The sequence below is a fragment of the Microcoleus sp. PH2017_08_TRC_O_A genome (genome assembly GCF_020738665.1).
Taxonomy (GTDB): domain Bacteria; phylum Cyanobacteriota; class Cyanobacteriia; order Cyanobacteriales; family Microcoleaceae; genus Microcoleus.
The window spans coordinates 19,402-34,429 of sequence record NZ_JAEQCE010000032.1 but is presented as its reverse complement, the minus strand read 5'-3'; the positions used below and the strand labels follow the sequence as shown (position 1 = coordinate 34,429).

14 protein-coding genes and 1 tRNA gene are annotated in these 15,028 nt (G+C 44.6%); 7 read left to right on the top strand and 8 right to left on the bottom strand.

Features of this window, described 5'->3' with window-relative positions; translation table 11 throughout:
* Positions 1-546: 546 nt before the first annotated feature.
* The 3 genes from JGK22_RS13100 to JGK22_RS13090 all read left to right on the top strand — a co-directional run bounded on the left by JGK22_RS13100 (position 547) and on the right by JGK22_RS13090 (position 6,297).
* Positions 547-1,737, top strand: a complete 1,191-nt coding sequence (locus tag JGK22_RS13100; RefSeq protein WP_293176506.1) for an RNA-guided endonuclease TnpB family protein — start codon at positions 547-549, stop codon at positions 1,735-1,737.
* Between the two features lie 110 nt (positions 1,738-1,847).
* Positions 1,848-4,061, top strand: a complete 2,214-nt coding sequence (locus JGK22_RS13095) for a GAF domain-containing protein (protein WP_293176504.1) — start codon at positions 1,848-1,850, stop codon at positions 4,059-4,061.
* A gap of 556 nt (positions 4,062-4,617) precedes the next feature.
* Positions 4,618-6,297, top strand: a complete 1,680-nt coding sequence (locus tag JGK22_RS13090; protein WP_293176502.1) for an AarF/ABC1/UbiB kinase family protein — start codon at positions 4,618-4,620, stop codon at positions 6,295-6,297.
* Between the two features lie 78 nt (positions 6,298-6,375).
* On the opposite strand, the gene JGK22_RS13085 is transcribed toward JGK22_RS13090, so the two are convergent.
* Positions 6,376-6,675 carry a DUF433 domain-containing protein gene (locus JGK22_RS13085; protein WP_293176500.1) on the bottom strand — a complete coding sequence of 100 codons (300 nt, stop codon included), beginning with the start codon at positions 6,673-6,675 and terminating at the stop codon, positions 6,376-6,378.
* 120 nt (positions 6,676-6,795) lie between these two features.
* Here JGK22_RS13085 and JGK22_RS13080 point away from each other — a divergent pair, with 120 nt between their 5' ends.
* Complete coding sequence (locus tag JGK22_RS13080) at positions 6,796-7,014, top strand: hypothetical protein (RefSeq protein ID WP_293176498.1); 219 nt, start codon at positions 6,796-6,798, stop codon at positions 7,012-7,014.
* Positions 7,015-7,016: 2 nt separating this feature from the next.
* Positions 7,017-7,352 carry a type II toxin-antitoxin system PemK/MazF family toxin gene (locus JGK22_RS13075; protein WP_293176496.1) on the top strand — a complete coding sequence of 112 codons (336 nt, stop codon included), beginning with the start codon at positions 7,017-7,019 and terminating at the stop codon, positions 7,350-7,352.
* A gap of 101 nt (positions 7,353-7,453) precedes the next feature.
* Here JGK22_RS13075 and JGK22_RS13070 read toward each other — a convergent pair whose 3' ends face one another.
* The 5 genes from JGK22_RS13070 to JGK22_RS13050 form a co-directional block, all read right to left on the bottom strand.
* Positions 7,454-7,666, bottom strand: a complete 213-nt coding sequence (locus JGK22_RS13070; protein WP_325315532.1) for a type II toxin-antitoxin system HicB family antitoxin — start codon at positions 7,664-7,666, stop codon at positions 7,454-7,456.
* A 382-nt stretch (positions 7,667-8,048) separates the two neighbouring features.
* On the bottom strand, positions 8,049-8,438 hold the full coding sequence (locus JGK22_RS13065) for a hypothetical protein (RefSeq protein ID WP_293176494.1): 390 nt from the start codon (positions 8,436-8,438) through the stop codon (positions 8,049-8,051).
* Positions 8,417-8,827 carry a HEPN domain-containing protein gene (locus JGK22_RS13060; protein WP_293176492.1) on the bottom strand — a complete coding sequence of 137 codons (411 nt, stop codon included), beginning with the start codon at positions 8,825-8,827 and terminating at the stop codon, positions 8,417-8,419. The genes JGK22_RS13065 and JGK22_RS13060 overlap by 22 nt, the downstream gene beginning before the upstream one ends.
* A gap of 188 nt (positions 8,828-9,015) precedes the next feature.
* Positions 9,016-9,088: transfer RNA gene (locus JGK22_RS13055), tRNA-Glu, on the bottom strand.
* Positions 9,089-9,178: 90 nt separating this feature from the next.
* Complete coding sequence (locus tag JGK22_RS13050) at positions 9,179-10,225, bottom strand: M42 family peptidase (RefSeq protein WP_293217181.1); 1,047 nt, start codon at positions 10,223-10,225, stop codon at positions 9,179-9,181.
* 165 nt (positions 10,226-10,390) lie between these two features.
* On the opposite strand from JGK22_RS13050, the gene JGK22_RS13045 reads away from it, so the two are divergent.
* Entirely contained in the window at positions 10,391-11,137 is a 747-nt protein-coding gene (locus JGK22_RS13045; protein ID WP_293176488.1) for an FkbM family methyltransferase, read from the top strand.
* A gap of 195 nt (positions 11,138-11,332) precedes the next feature.
* On the opposite strand, the gene JGK22_RS13040 is transcribed toward JGK22_RS13045, so the two are convergent.
* Entirely contained in the window at positions 11,333-12,367 is a 1,035-nt protein-coding gene (locus JGK22_RS13040; protein ID WP_293176486.1) for a histidine kinase, read from the bottom strand.
* A gap of 493 nt (positions 12,368-12,860) precedes the next feature.
* Positions 12,861-14,261, bottom strand: coding sequence for an S-layer homology domain-containing protein (locus JGK22_RS13035; protein WP_293189535.1), 1,401 nt, complete (start codon positions 14,259-14,261; stop codon positions 12,861-12,863).
* 65 nt (positions 14,262-14,326) lie between these two features.
* On the opposite strand from JGK22_RS13035, the gene JGK22_RS13030 reads away from it, so the two are divergent.
* Positions 14,327-14,872 carry a hypothetical protein gene (locus tag JGK22_RS13030; RefSeq protein WP_293176482.1) on the top strand — a complete coding sequence of 182 codons (546 nt, stop codon included), beginning with the start codon at positions 14,327-14,329 and terminating at the stop codon, positions 14,870-14,872.
* Positions 14,873-15,028 lie beyond the last annotated feature (156 nt).

Sequence of the window (15,028 nt, the reverse complement as noted above, 5' to 3'; positions counted from 1 at the left end):
AAGTCGGATAAATTTAACAATAGAACTAGCAAGCGCGTTTCTAGAACTTGCGATCGATGAGTAGTCGAGCAAAAACTTCGTAACTCTCAGATCGATCCTGAGGGAGGATTTTTTATTTTTTATTTTTTGCGATCGGCGTCACTCGATCGCATGATTTATATCACAATAAAATTTTATCAGGATCACAAACTTAAATAAGAAACATCACAGAATCAGGAGAGGGGTCTCACAAAGCAGTCTCAAAAATAAATTCATTCTCAGAACAGTTCAAATTAGTGGGAATGGGATTTATCCTCATCTGGTCAAGGATGCTAAAGTTCATCCCGTACAGATCCAAGGGTAGAAAACAGCAAAATAGAACTCGGTCGGATCTGAGTAAGTCTTTTAAAGATTTAGTTACCCGCCGACGGGCTGCGCCAACGCAGAAAGCAGGCTCATAACAGTCCAACCGACTGTTATCAGAAAACTGGGTTGAAAACCCGTCGTTCTACGACGGCTTTACAAGATTTTACAGGCAGCTTACGATTGAGGTGTGAAACTGGAAACATGACACTCAAAGCCTTCAGCTATCGATTCTACCCAACGCCAGAACAGGAAAGCCTGTTGCGACGCACGATAGGTTGTGTTCGTTTGGTCTACAACCGTGCCTTAGCTGCAAAGACTCAAGCTTGGTATGAAGAACAAAAACGGGTAGCATATACTGAGACTTCAAGTATGCTAACTTCCTGGAAGAAAACTCTTGAATTAGAATTCCTAAATGAAGTTTCTTCAGTACCGTTGCAGCAGTGCTTGCGACATTTGCAAACTGCTTACAATAACTTCTTTGACGGGCGAGCAAAATATCCCAATTTCAAGAAAAAACGCAACGGTGGCAGCGCGCAATTTGCTGCGTCGGCATTTAAGTTCAAGGACGGACAAGTTTACTTAGCCAAGTCTGTTGACCCCTTACCTATTCGTTGGAGTCGAACACTACCGGACGGTTGCCGACCATCAACGATTACGGTAAAGCTGGCACCATCTGGTAGGTGGTCAGTTTCTTTGTTGGTAAATGTGGAAATTGAAACATTACCCGACGAGTCAGACAACCAAATCGGTATTGACTTGGGAATTACCAGTTTGCTGGCACTGAGCACAGGCGAAAAAATTGTCAACCCCAAAGGATTTAAGGCAAAATATCGCCAACTTAGAAGAGCGCAGAAAGCTTTAAGTCGAAAACAGAAGGGGTCAAATAACCGACACAAAGCAAGGCTGAAAGTAGGGAGAGTGCATCAAGAAATTGCCGATGCAAGGAAAGATAATCTTCACAAGTTAACAACGCGGTTGGTGCGTGAAAACCAAACCATCGCCGTAGAAAATTTAGCTGTGAAGAACATGGTAAAAAATCGAAAACTGGCTCTTGCCATCAGCGACGCAAGTTGGGGTGAATTGGTCAGGCAACTTGAATACAAGTGCAATTGGTACGGTCGCACTTTAATCAAGATTGACCGATGGTTCCCGAGTTCAAAACGGTGTTTTGAGTGCGGATATATTGTTGAAAAACTGCCGTTAAATGTTCGGGAGTGGAAGTGTCCTAATTGCGGGTCACACCATGACCGAGACATCAACGCCAGTAAGAATATTCTGGCCGCAGGGCTTGCGGTAACAGTCTGTGGAGCGACTGTAAGACCAGAACAGAGTAAATCTGTTAAGGCAGGTGCGAAAAACCGATCCGGAAGGAAGCAGAAACCCAAATCGTGAGGCTTGGGAATCCTCGCTCTTCTAAGGCGGGGAGGATGTCAAAGATAGGTTCTATATATGCAGCACGAATCTGCTTAAACATCATTAAAAAAAAGAAAGACTTCGTTGCCATGATCGATTACCAGGGAAATCAAGACTTTACTCCGATCGACCAATCGCCTTCAGAGTCTCGCACTTTGCATCTACCACAAATGGCAGAACCAGTATCAGTCCAAAAATTTCTGGATCGTCTTATGCAGTACCAGGTCGATCCTGCCCTTGTCGGGCGGCAAATTTACCAAATTCTCGCGACCAACATCGATCGAGAAATCCTGCTGCTACAAATAGCAAAAACTTTGGGGGTTGCTTGTGGGGTAGATTTCTGTTTGGTTGCTGCTGTAGCTGACCAGAAAGTAGTAATTCCGAATGCTTGCTGGCTTCAGAAGAGCGATCTGCTAAACGCTGCGGATGCAAGTAAGATACCCGAAGACTCCCAAAGCACAAAATTAGAATCGCCTAGCATATCGCTCGAACATCCTGTTTTCGCAAACCTGCTAGCAGACGGCGAGATAGTAGGGATCTCCGACTATCTTGATACTCCTTTGACAGCTTCATCGCCCAATTCCCCTGTGACACCGCTGCCTTGTCGGGCAATTTTGGCAGCGCCTGCGCGATTTGGAGGGGCTGTAAATGGGACGATCGTTCTTGGTAAGTTGCAACCTCACGAGTGGTCAGCAACCGATCGCCAGCGCTTAGAAGCAGCATCAGAGGCGATCGGTATCGCGATTGCTCACATTCAAAAAACTCAAGAAATTGCCAGTTTAAACGAACAGTTACAGCAACAAGCTAAATACAAAAATCTACTCAGGTCAGTGGCTACTGCGATCGACACCAGTTCAGAAGTCGATCAATTTTTGCAGCAAATTATTGAAAATACCGTCAATACCTTGCAAGTAGATAGAGGTCAAATACTGCTGTTCAAAGATACAGACTTCCCCTTAACAAAAGCCTCCGTCAATCAAACTCCCAAAGCAAAAATAGTATTAATTGGCGAATCTGCATCAACCAAAAATGAAGGTAAACTAACAATAGAACCAAAAAATTCTGGAAAACAAAGCTCGAAAGCCAAACCCAAAACCCAGGCAAAAAGTGCTAATTCCAAATCCAAAAGTTCTAACTCCAAACAAAATAACTCTCCCGCTTTTTGGCTGTCGGAATCTAATTTGTGCGGTCAAGCATTCCAGAGCGCACCCCAACCTCTCGCCCTTGCTGACGCCAGCGAATTAATCGACAAGGAAGAAGAGGGAGCCGCAGAAATCTTGAAACTCCAAGGTATTCGGGGGTTGCTGGTAATTCCCATCATGCACGCAAGCAGACAGGAAATTGTCTTAGGGTTCTTGGTTTTGCAGCACTCCGAGCCGCGCCCTTGGAACCCTGAAGAATTAGAAATTCTGGAATCAGTCTGCGCTCAAGCGAGCAGGGCGATTATTCAAACTCAGATATTCAAGGAAGTGCAAACCCAAGTCCAAAAAAGAGATGCTGAGTTGGAAGAAAGTATCAACGTGCAGGAGAAACTGCACGAACAATCTGCCAATCAACTAGATCAACTACGCAAATTGAAGCTGATCAAAGACGAGTTTATCGACAATGTTAGTCACGAGTTGCGAACCCCTTTGACAATCATGAATCTGGCGATTCTGATGCTCAAACAGGCCGAACAGCCATCAGCAAGTCGGGCTAATTATCTCGACATTCTAGAGCAGCATTGTGCTAAGGAAGCCGCCCTGGTTCAGGATTTGCTAACCTTCAAGCAATTAGAGCGTCAGCCACTCCCTCTTTATCCAGTCAACATCGATCTCAACCTTTTAATTAAAGATTTAGTTGTGGATTTTGAGAAAAAGTGGGCGGATAAGGGATTGACTCTGAAGGTGGATGTGCCGAAGTTTACCCCTTCCTTGGAAAGCGACCCGGACAGTCTTAAGCGGGTACTACTGGAACTGCTGACGAATGCTGGAAAATACTCGACTTCAGAAACAACGGTAGTTTTCAAGGCGTCTGAGGTAGCCAGCGATATTGTCCTGAGTGTGTCTAATTTCGGGCGTGGCATTCCTGATGCTGATTTGCCCCACATCTTTGAAAAGTTCCGTCGCGGTACTGGCATTACCAACAAAGCGATCGCCGGTACGGGTTTGGGTCTAGCCCTGGTAAAGTCTTTAGTGCAGCACTTGAATGGTACTATTGATGTGTCTAGTTGTCCGGCAGAAAGTTCTGAATCTGACGAGTTGTGCCGCACATCTTTTACTCTGACTTTGCCAAAAATTCCAGCGGAACTGTTGAATCTATAATAATAGTTCGGTTGAGAAGCGGCCCTGAATTGCCAGCGAACAGGCTAAAACTTGCGTTAATAGGGAGATTAGAAAATATAGCAAACCTTACCAAATCATCCTTTTTGATTTGTTTGTCTGATTGCGGGAACTTCTCTGAGTTTCGCGTGGGAAGAGGGGCTGTTTACCGCATAGCCGACGACTCGACACCCGTACCGGTACCGGAGGGGACTGTAATTCCCGGCTTAGCATTGGAATTGGATTGTTGATTCAAAAACGCAAGCATCTGGCTGTGAAATAAACTGACCAGAAAGAATTGGTTAAAAGCCCCAAGTCTTTGAGGGAGAAATTAAAATCAGACTATTCATTACTCCAATCCTCTTCCTTCTAGGTAGAGTTCGCTTTCAAACTGTCCCAGGTCAACTGTCCCAGGTCAACTGTCCCAGGTCAACTGTTGAAGGTGTTTGGCTGCAAGTAAATTCCGTTATTTGTCGGGTATTTCTATCTGAGCCGATCGCTTGCTGCAATTTCCAGTTAAAATCGTTGCGGTGCACCTCAATAGATCGCGACGAATCTTATGCTCACAAAAGCTGCACCTAAACTCCTGCGTTGGCAACGTTCTAAATATTCGCCGCTGGCACGACAAATAGACGTTTTTGCTGCGACGGCAAAGTTTATGTTTTTTTTGTGGTGGGATGGACTGCTGCAAGATAAGTCTGCTCATACTAGAAGAATTCGTGCCCATTGGTTGGTCAATACTTTGCTGGATTTGGGCCCGACTTTTATTAAAATCGGGCAGTCTCTCTCCACTCGTGCGGATTTGCTGCCGCTGGAGTACGTGAAGGAGTTGGAACAGTTGCAGGATCGGGTTCCTGAGTTTAGTTCCGAAGAGGCGATCGCCCTTGTAGAATCAGAGTTAGGCAAGGATATTTACGCTTTGTACCGGGATTTTGACCCGTTGCCCATTGCTGCTGCGAGTCTGGGACAGGTGCACAAAGCGAGGCTGCACACGGGGGAAGATGTGATTGTGAAGGTGCAGCGTCCGGGTTTGGAAAGGTTATTCGATTTGGATGTCAAGGCGGTGCGCCAAGTAATGCGTTTGTGCGATCGCTATTTACCAGGGACGCGCAAGTACGACTTAGAATCTCTTTATCACGAGTTTTTTAAGATTTTATATCAAGAGATTGACTACGTACAAGAAGGCAAAAATTCCGATCGCTTCAGCCATAATTTTCAAGAATATCCTCAGATTATTGTCCCGAAAGTCTACTGGCAATACACGACTAAAAAAGTGCTGACTTTAGAATACGCGCCGGGGATTAAGGTGGACGACAGGATCAGTTTAGAGGCGATTGGAGTAGATATTACGAAGCTCAATCAACTCGGAATTTCCTGTTACTTGAAGCAGTTGTTAATTGACGGTTTTTTTCAAGCTGACCCGCATCCGGGAAATTTGGCGGTAACAGAAGATGGTAGCTTGATATTTTACGATTTTGGGATGATGGCAGAAGTGAAGTCTCTGGCTAAGGACGAAATGGTCAAGACTTTTTTTGCTGTGCTGAGAAAGGATACCGATCGGGTACTGGATACTTTAATTGCGATCGGCTTAGTGGAGCCGATGCCGGATATGATGCCGGTACGCAGGCTGATTGCTTTTCTGTTGGATAAGTTTATTGATAAGCCGATCGACTTTCAAGCATTCAATGAAATCAAGAACGAACTGTACATCATGTTCGAGCAACAACCGTTTCGGTTGCCAGCAGAAATGATGTTTATTGTCAAGTCGCTGACGACTCTCGACGGCATTGCTAGAACTCTCGACCCTCACTACAATTTCCTATCATGCGCTCAGCCTTTTGTCAAGAGTATTGCGGTGAGTAAAGGGCGCAGAAGTGCGATCGGAGAATTGGCTCTCCAAGCACGAAATTTTATCACCTACAAGTTGCAGCAGCCGAGTAAATCGCAAGTTTTTATCAAGCGTTTGGAACAGCGGATAGAAGATGGGGAGTTGCAAATTCGTGTCCGCAACATCGAGAGCGATCGCGCCCTGAAACGCATCAATCTCGCCCTGAAAACTCTGATTTTTGCCTGTATGGCTGGTTTTGGGGGGCTGACGGGTGCAGTGCTGCTGGTGGGCGGATATCAAACGGGGGCGATCGTAGCTTTTGCTGTGTCGGGATGCGCTGGCTTGTTTGTGCTGCGTTCTTTGCTAGATTTGTTGGTGAGGGAAAAGCTCGATCGAATAGCCGAAAAATAAATATACTTACTTGGTAATTAGGTTCGTAGTGAGGACTTTAGTCCTCATTTAAAACACTAAAGTAAAGACGAATTCAGCTCATGCTGTCTCCTGCATTTTTAGCAGATTTAATGCTGCAAAACGTTCATATTCTGCTTGTTGGGTCGCTAAATTTGCTTCTATTTCTGGTCGATTTGCGTGATAATAAGTCAGTGCAGCATAAACCTGCGCTAGGGTGAGATGATCCAGATCCGCTGCTATTTCCTCAGCACTATTACCTTGTTTGTATAAGACTACGATTCGCTGCACCGATGTGGCAGTACCTGCAATAATAGGGATGCCACCGCGAAGGTGCGGATCGCGGATAATGAGAGTGCCAATATCAGTTAAAGTTGGCATAGGTGAATCTGGGGTTAAAAATTAGAATTCAATTCTAGCATAAATTTATTAATTTTTTAAGCTATAATCTAATCAACCTGCCCTAAGTGTTCCAGAAGATAAGCAGCAGGAGGATTTGCTATGTCAACTACTGTTCGAGAAGTTTACGATCGCGTTCTTTCTACCCTTTCACCAAAGGATAGACTGCGCTTGGCAACTCTTATTCTCAACGATTTGGTGCAGCAAAATCTATCGGTTGTCGATGAAAGCGAGACTTGGACTGAAGAAGATAAACTCGATGTGACTACATTTTCTTTGCAGTATGCGGCCACCATTTTTCCTGAAAACGAGGAGATTTAATAGTGTCTTTTAATCCTGGTGATGTGGTGACAGTAGATTTTCCTGGTGTCACTGGCATTAAACGTCGTCCGGCGGTAATTCTATCATCAGTTACCTATAACACAACCCGCCGCGATGTAATAGCTGGACTACTGACTACACAGACAACTGCTTTAGGTATAACTGATTATATACTCCAAGATTGGGCCACAGCAGGTTTACGAGTCGTTTCGGTTTTTCGCAGTTTTATTGTCACTCTACCGCCATCTTCCAACTTAGTTCTAATTGGTCATCTGTCGGAACGTGACTGGAAGGAAGTTCGTGCTTGCTTGAAAGTCGCTCTTGCGGATTTGGAATGATATAGTTGTTACTGTTGGACGAAGAAGTGTTCGACAATATCCTCTTTAGAGTAGATTATAATTGAATTTTGCCGACTTAATTTATGAAATATTTTGTCCTACTACCGTGCTTCTAGATACTCACAGAGAGTAGTTGGTTCGGGAATTGGTAAACCCTCCTCTCGCAACCCTTCTAAGTGAAATTCGATCGCTTCTTTAATTTCCTGCTGTACTTCCGCAAGGGTAGCGCCTGTGGCTGCACATCCAGGTAAATCTGGCGCATAAGCTGAATAGTTATTGGGTGTTTTTTCAATGACGATCGCATAACGCATCATTTAGTCTCGAATTTAGAGTTGATTAGTTAATTGTAGGGTGTGTGACGGCGATAAATCTTTACATCAAAACCAGGAAAATATGTACAGACGGATAAATTCGGGGGAAGAGAGGATTTTAGATTTTCGATTTGGGATTGATTCCACGGATAAATCACGTGGCGGGTACCATCAAAAAATTATTGGTCACGCACCGCCTCAGTCGCGATCTGAATTTCAACAAAAAAATACTGCCGAATAAATGTTGTGTTTATTTATAAAACCATTGTGTTCAGGTGCGGATATCTTAAATTGTCGATAGGTAGCTAGGAATTTTTCGTGGATCCACACCCTACGAATTAAGTAAACATTATTGCATGATATATCAGCTCGATCGAGAGTTGATTCACTTGATTTGATAAATGTAAGCATCATCAATATACCTATGATTGACGCTTTGATTCGTTATCCGTCTCCCTGAAAAACTTGATTTGAAACGTTGTTGTAACTCGCGCAATCCCTGAATTAATTCATCTTTGACACTGACTGCGACAAGGGCTGTCCAATCAATTTTCAATTCTGGCTCTACCTCGCGAAAGACTGATAGTATCTCGTGGTAAGTTTTAAGTGGGCCTTTCTTATCATATGAAGGCGATGTGAGCATCAATCGCCAGGTTTCGGGTTCTGGTGCGTAGAACCAGAGAGCAGAATCAACTGATACACCTGCTGCATTAAGAGCGTCTATTAGTCTTTGACCTTCTGCTATTTCTTGACTTACCAATGTTGCTGTACCCATTGTAAAATTCCGTGATTGCTGTCGGTAATTGCTGAGTAAATATCGAGGGCTTTTTGTCGGTCATGTTTTTGGTAACGGCTTTCTTCTGACCAGTCTTTAAGAACTACCCATGCAGTTAAAAACTCTACATCTTTTAGCAGAGTTTTTAATTCGGAATCAAGTTTAGCAACTTTAACAAGTTTTTCTAAATCGTGGGTGTAACTGTCGAAAACAGTTTTTTTGTCAGGAAAGTCGAATTTCCGCGTTTGTTTTGCGATGCAAGCTTTTAAAGCGCATTCAACAACATAACCGCTGAGATAGTAAGCACCAGAGTATTGACGATTTTCGAGCAGCACTTCTACTTCTTTAAGTCGAGTGAGTGCGATGTTTTGTAAATCTCGTCTATTCACAAGTTTAGCTTACCTCCATGAAATCAGCAAGAAGACCGGGCGGTTGAAACCGCGTCTGGATTTACAATTATCCAATACGAGAGGAAGTTCAACCAACCAAATGCAAAAATGATACCTAGCGTGTGGGTTGGGGTTGTTGCCTTTACCACTTGCTAGATATCATTTTGATATCAGAGTTAGATTTTCAATACCCCCAGGGGAATTCGAATCCCCGTCGCATCCGTGAAAGGGATGTGTCCTAGGCCTCTAGACGATGGGGGCGCGTTTTTCGTTGCGTTTGCTTGTGTTCCGCACCTTTATTACCTTAACTAATCTTTCTGAATTTGTCAACTACTTTGCGAAAGTTTTTTTCTAGTCGTCCGAAAGTTGCTCGCAGTAGGCTTTGAGAATGGCGGCGCAATTGCCGATCGCCCCGAGATGAGCAATCTCGAACCCGTGGGTGTTCTGGGTGGGGAAACTCAAACAAGCGGCGCGGGCCACATGGCCGAACTTCATGGCGATCGAAGCATCGCTTCCAAAACCGCTAATTACCGCCAACTGCACCTCTACATCGACTGCTGCGGCTGCTGCGCCTAATTGGCCGTTCAATCCTTCATCGTAGACTCCGTAGCCGTCCTGAACCAGCAACACCGGGTTTTCGCCATCTGCGATCGGGTATTCCGGCGCGATCGGGCAAATTTCCAAAGCAATCAGCGCATCCAACGGCTGGCGCTGCGTGAAATACAAAGCCCCGATCGCCCCAACCTCCTCCTTCGCCGACGCCACCAAATAAACATTCACCGCAGGCTCTGTCAAATATTCCGCCAGAGCTAGCAAAATCGCCACAGAAGCCTTGTTGTCAAGGGTGTAGCTCGCGATCCAATCCTTCAAGCGAATCGGCTGTTTGCGGTGCTTTCCTACCACCATCCGCGTCCCCGGTCGAATTCCGGCCTCGGCTAATTCCTCGGTAGTACACTTGGTTTCGATCCAGGCATTTTCCCACTTGACAGCAGCATCTTCCTGCTGAGCTTTTTGAGGAGATTCGTGAGAAACGTGGCGACTTCCGAAGCTGAGAATGCCGCTAATTGTTTGCTTGTCGCCCAATAAATCGACGACGCCTTCGCCATAAACCCAAGGAAACGCGCCACCCAACCTGCGGACTTCGACGCGGCCGATCTCGCCTATTGTTTTAACTAGGGCGCCAATTTCGTCTTTGTGGGCGGTAATGGCGATCGACTTGGAGGGATTGCGCCCGGGAATGAGGGCGATCGCATTGTCAGCGCGATCGATCCAAGCATTCACTCCCAGGGCGGCGAACTTTTCCATCAACCGCTGGTTAATTTCCGACTCCGCACCGCTGGGTGAGTGCAGCATGACTAATTCTTCGATTGTTTGAAATAGGCGATCGAACTCTAACATTTTTGATTCCCGGATTTGGGAGCGTATTTTGACATATATTAAAGCAGATTTTTTCTGGGTAGGAATCGTATTTTCTGAAGTGAATCTGATTTTTTTTGAACCGCAGAGGGCGCAGAGGGCGCAGAGAGCGTTATTATAAAAATGATTTTTTTTTAATATTCTTCTATGCTTGTCAATAAAATACTGCAACTTTTGCAACGTAAAATCCGCGCCCAAAAGTTAGGTGTAGAATTCAAGAGAGTTGCTAGCTTTAATTTGCCCGGTAATTTAATTGTGCAAGGAAATCGCCAACAAGTAAACTTGCCGGAGGAGAAAGGCATGGATGGAGAATTTATTGAAGTGCTTTTAGATGACTGTTACGGAGTGGAACAATTATCTGAATCGCTGATGAAAGTTCTCGATATCGGGGCGAATGTCGGGTTATTTCCGATCGCCGCCCGGAATCGATTTCCTCAAGCTGTAATTCACGCCTACGAAGCTAATCCAAACTTAGAAATTTACCTCAAACATCAATCTGAAATTGCCAATTTTACCTATTTTATGGAGGCTGTGGGAGCCGAAGATGGTAGAGTAGTTCTGGATATTCGGGAAGTATCGGGAAAAACGCGATCGCGCGTCAGCGAAAACGGTGATGTACCGATGGTATCGTTGAAAAGGGCGATCGATCGCATTGGCGGCAGCGTCGATTTAGCCAAAGTAGACTGCGAAGGTGCAGAATGGCTGTTATTTGAAGACCGAGATTCTTGGCAACTCGTGCAAAACCTGTCTTTAGAATATCACTTGTGGTCTGGTCACACTCACGCCGAAACCCGACAAGTTATTGAAAATTTAGGATTTCGGGTCACAAAGCAAACGCCAATAGATAAATGGTACGGCTCGATCTTAGCATCCCGAACCCCCAACCCTAAATAAGGTTCGTAGTTAGGACTTCAGTCCTCAGACTTTTTGAAGGACTGAAGTCCTAACTACAAACCAATTTTAACAGAATAGGACTTACGCGCGGGAGCCAGAAACCGGGTTTTTTCGAGAAAACTTTGTTGTGATTCGCAGATTTAGGGAAAAACCCGGTTTCTTTGTCGGAGTGCGCCCAGGACTGCTGAACTTGGATTAAATCAGTTCTTCACCTTGATTAAAACTGTGCATTCCTTGATTTTCCTCGACGCGCACAATAACATCTTCGGGAGTATTGATGATGCCTTTGAATGATTCTTGACTTGCTTGCAAAGCTTGTTCCTTGTTTTTGCGATCGGCAAGTTCGCGCTGCAACTTATCAATTATCCGTTCAAAACGAGCTGCTTGCCTGAGCATTTCCTGCTCCGAAAAATCCAGCAATTGAATCAAACTAGCAATTTGATTTTCCAGTAATTGATTTTCGTAAGCATTGTGAGATTGCACAATATTTGCCGATGTTTTTGAATTATTAAAAACATCTTTTTCGTCAGACAAAGACAGAGCCGTTTTGACACTAAGTGCAAAATGTTTAAACAATTGAGCTGTGCTATGGGGAATTTTTACTTTAAGGAAAATGACTACAGTAAACAAACTTCCCGATCGCAAAAGTCCCCCAAATGCCAAGACAGACTTGACTTTGTACGGGATAATTAAGGAATCTTGTTCCGGAATAAAGGGGCTGCCTTTTGCCTCGGATACGTGAAAAATATTTAATACTGCTGGTTCTAATTGCAGAAACCTTTCTCCCTCGATGCCGAGGACTGTAGGAATATCTAAACCGAACTGTCTGATGGTTTCCGAAATCGCCGGCATTTTGGCTACTACTTCGGTGCTAACTAAGGGAATAGCTGTATTTTCTACTGCTGTGTGCCGAGAATTCCACTGCGGTTCTATGCCTGCGGTTGCTAGTAGAGTCCAGCATTTCATGTCGGCGGCAGGGGATTTGCCATTCATTAAGCGGCGGGCGGATTGTTGCAATGATTCTTCTAATTCCCCGTAGGGATGAGTTTTGAACAAACGCACCAAAACACAGCTATTTTCTCCAGTTTGCGAATCGCAAAAATGTTGGTAAATATACTTGACAATTTTCTGGCTGCTAGCTTCCATACTAGCAGAATTTCTACCGAACTGGCGCAGCACTAAACTGCATTTCGCGATGTCTTGCGGGGTAAATAGGGTAATATCGTACATTAGAAAACGCTCTCCCAGACTCAAACACTCTTTTTCATTTATCCTTACGTCCGTTACCCCATCCGGAATTCTACTGAGAGTTTTTCCAAGTGTTAGTTAAAATATGTACAAAGTTTGCCAGCCAAATGCAGCGCTTGTCTGGCAGGATACAGAAATTAAGACTAAGCAAGAGTAATAGAAAACATCTATCCCGTAGCGCGCGCACCGCGCACAGAGAGGCAGATGTATGATTTATGGCGTTTGCAAGGATTTGTGGCGGTGACTCGGGCAGAGAAATTAAAGTAGCGAGACTTTTCTACCAGAGTCAGGATGATAATCTAACAGGTTTTTAGTGAGGACTTCAGTCCTCAGCAAAAGAAGGACTTAAGTCCTCACTACGAACCTGTAGTGAGGACTTAAGTCCTCAGCAAAAGAAGGACTTAAGTCCTCACTACGAACCTTTTTTTGTTTAAGTTGAGGCTTTGTTTAAAATTTTTAATCATCCCAAACAACTCTACTGGGCTGGTTGAGACTTGGCTTGCAGAGCATCTTTAGCCGACAATCCCTGATCTTGAATGCCAAAATACCACAAACTTGCAGCAGCTTCGGCGCGAGTCACGGATTTCTTGGGCTGAAAGAGAGTAGTAAAACCAAAAACCCGACGAATATTCGCCAAATCTCCATTGTTGAAATCAGCTAAAACTGCCCGCGACGCCTGGGAATCAATCTTAGAAGCGTCTTGAAAACCCCATTTTTCTTTGACTCCCTCAATGTTGGCTGTGGGCAAAACTTGACGAGTATCTAATGGTACTTTCCAGAGAATCATTGTTTCGCGGGTTAAAGGTGCATCCGGACGAAATTTCATATCTTTCGTTTCTCCAGAAAGCGAACTCGGAATTAAACCGGCTTCTGCTAAACCTTGAATTGCTGCAAAATCTGGATCTGTTTTGGGTATGTCAGAAAAGGCCGGTTCGCTAGATTCTACTGCTAATCTAATTTGTTTTGCTTGACGGCTGGCATAAATCTGATTGTTTGCTGCTACTAACCAGCGGGCGTATTCGCGGCGGGTGACAATTTTGTTGGGTTCGGGTAAACTGTTGCCAGTTTCTAAATTGGCACCGCTTTTAGATCGCACTTTCAGTGCTTCTAACTGAGCCAAATCTGCCACGTACTGCTGCAACTGTTGAGGAATTTTGGTGTCTAGTTGGCTAACTTTTTCTGATTTTGGCGAGGCGGATGGGGTTGGAGTAGTTCCTTCTGAATTTGATGGACTTGGTGAAGCGGTTGGAGATGGGCTAGACTCGGAATTGTTAGGTTGGGGACTGGCTGCTATTTCTGGGCCCTCTTTGCTGTAGTCGATCGCAAATTCTGTAGAACCTCCTACTTTTTGAGTCCCAGAAAGCGACACTGTTACCCGCAATTTATCTCGGGTTGCTACCAAAGAACCTTGTCCTTCGGCGGTTGGGCGGCTGACTATTTGCCAATTCCTGCGCCCAAATTCTGTCTGATAAAAGTTCTGAACCGAATTAACCGGATCTGTGCTTTCCCAGCGCAGCCGCACGTTTTTTGACTGTCCATCGCTGGGCGCACCAACTTCGATTAACTGAGCATTAGGATAGAGTGGAATCTCTGTCGGGAAATCGGCAGGAAGTTTGGCGGTTGTGCTGGTTTCAACTGCTGTCGCTGGGGGAGCAACAGGGACGGGAAGCGGAGTTTCGGTTAATTTCGGATCGGCGGCTACCGATTCTTCGAGGGCTTTGCTGTTGGGGCTGTTTGCACAAGCTGTCACAGAAACCAGCAGACTGATAGCCAGCCAAGTCTTTGCAGTAGCGAGTATATTGGTTTTATTAGTTTTACTGGTTTTGGTTGGGCCGATCGAGTTGCCTCGCCGTTGAGTACGTATAATATTCAGCATAAATCCCTCGTTTGCGGATATATTTCTAGGCTAGCGCAGATCGGACAAATATAATTTTTACCCAAATGAAATTTCTGCATATAATCCTAGTTACTGCTACGTTACTTGTTTCGGCCGTCAAGTTTGGCAGTCCCGCAAAAGCTGAAGCAGCCCCGCTGCGGGCGCCACTTCCTCAGCCGGAGTGGCAGCCGTTTTGCTCGGCAATGGGTCAGTTTGCGATCGATATGCCGGGAAATCCCAAAATTAATACTGAAACTTTTTCAACTCAAATTACCACTCATACATACAGGTCGATCTTAAAAAACAAAGAAACTTATTTACTTCAATATTTTGACCTAGATTTTCGGACTAGCAACAAGAATATCAAAATTACTTTAAATAATGCAGTAAATTTTTTTGTCGTGGCTGCAAATGCTAAATTGCTGCAAGTGCGTGATATTTCCCTGGGCGGCTACCCGGGAAAAGAGTTTGAGTTTCAGCCACTTTCTCCCAAGGAACCTATAGGTGTCGGTCAAGTTTTTTTGGTCGAAAAGCGCGTTTACGGGCTGGTTGCTACTACTCCAGAGCCAGAAAATGCTCAAAAATTTCTCGACTCTTTTCGTTTGTATTGAAGCAGGAAGTTCGGCAACGGATGTCAGCGATCGGTCATCAGTCATCAGTCATTAGTCATTGGTAATTGGTAATTGGTAATTGGTAATTGGTAATTGGTAATTGGTAATTGGTAATTGGTAATTGGTAATTGGTAATTGGTAATTGGTAATTGGTAA

Excerpts from the sequence above, each read along its gene's own strand:
- JGK22_RS13030 (WP_293176482.1), top strand. The coding sequence starts at position 14,327 with ATGAAATTTCTGCATATAATCCTAGTTACTGCTACGTTACTTGTTTCG.
- JGK22_RS13040 (WP_293176486.1), bottom strand. The coding sequence starts at position 12,367 with ATGTACGATATTACCCTATTTACCCCGCAAGACATCGCGAAATGCAGT.
- JGK22_RS13085 (WP_293176500.1), bottom strand. The coding sequence starts at position 6,675 with ATGCCAACTTTAACTGATATTGGCACTCTCATTATCCGCGATCCGCAC.
- JGK22_RS13080 (WP_293176498.1), top strand. The coding sequence starts at position 6,796 with ATGTCAACTACTGTTCGAGAAGTTTACGATCGCGTTCTTTCTACCCTT.
- JGK22_RS13045 (WP_293176488.1), top strand. The coding sequence starts at position 10,391 with ATGCTTGTCAATAAAATACTGCAACTTTTGCAACGTAAAATCCGCGCC.
- JGK22_RS13100 (WP_293176506.1), top strand. The coding sequence starts at position 547 with ATGACACTCAAAGCCTTCAGCTATCGATTCTACCCAACGCCAGAACAG.
- JGK22_RS13035 (WP_293189535.1), bottom strand. The coding sequence starts at position 14,261 with ATGCTGAATATTATACGTACTCAACGGCGAGGCAACTCGATCGGCCCA.
- JGK22_RS13050 (WP_293217181.1), bottom strand. The coding sequence starts at position 10,225 with ATGTTAGAGTTCGATCGCCTATTTCAAACAATCGAAGAATTAGTCATG.
- JGK22_RS13070 (WP_325315532.1), bottom strand. The coding sequence starts at position 7,666 with ATGATGCGTTATGCGATCGTCATTGAAAAAACACCCAATAACTATTCA.
- JGK22_RS13090 (WP_293176502.1), top strand. The coding sequence starts at position 4,618 with ATGCTCACAAAAGCTGCACCTAAACTCCTGCGTTGGCAACGTTCTAAA.
- JGK22_RS13095 (WP_293176504.1), top strand. The coding sequence starts at position 1,848 with ATGATCGATTACCAGGGAAATCAAGACTTTACTCCGATCGACCAATCG.
- JGK22_RS13065 (WP_293176494.1), bottom strand. The coding sequence starts at position 8,438 with ATGGGTACAGCAACATTGGTAAGTCAAGAAATAGCAGAAGGTCAAAGA.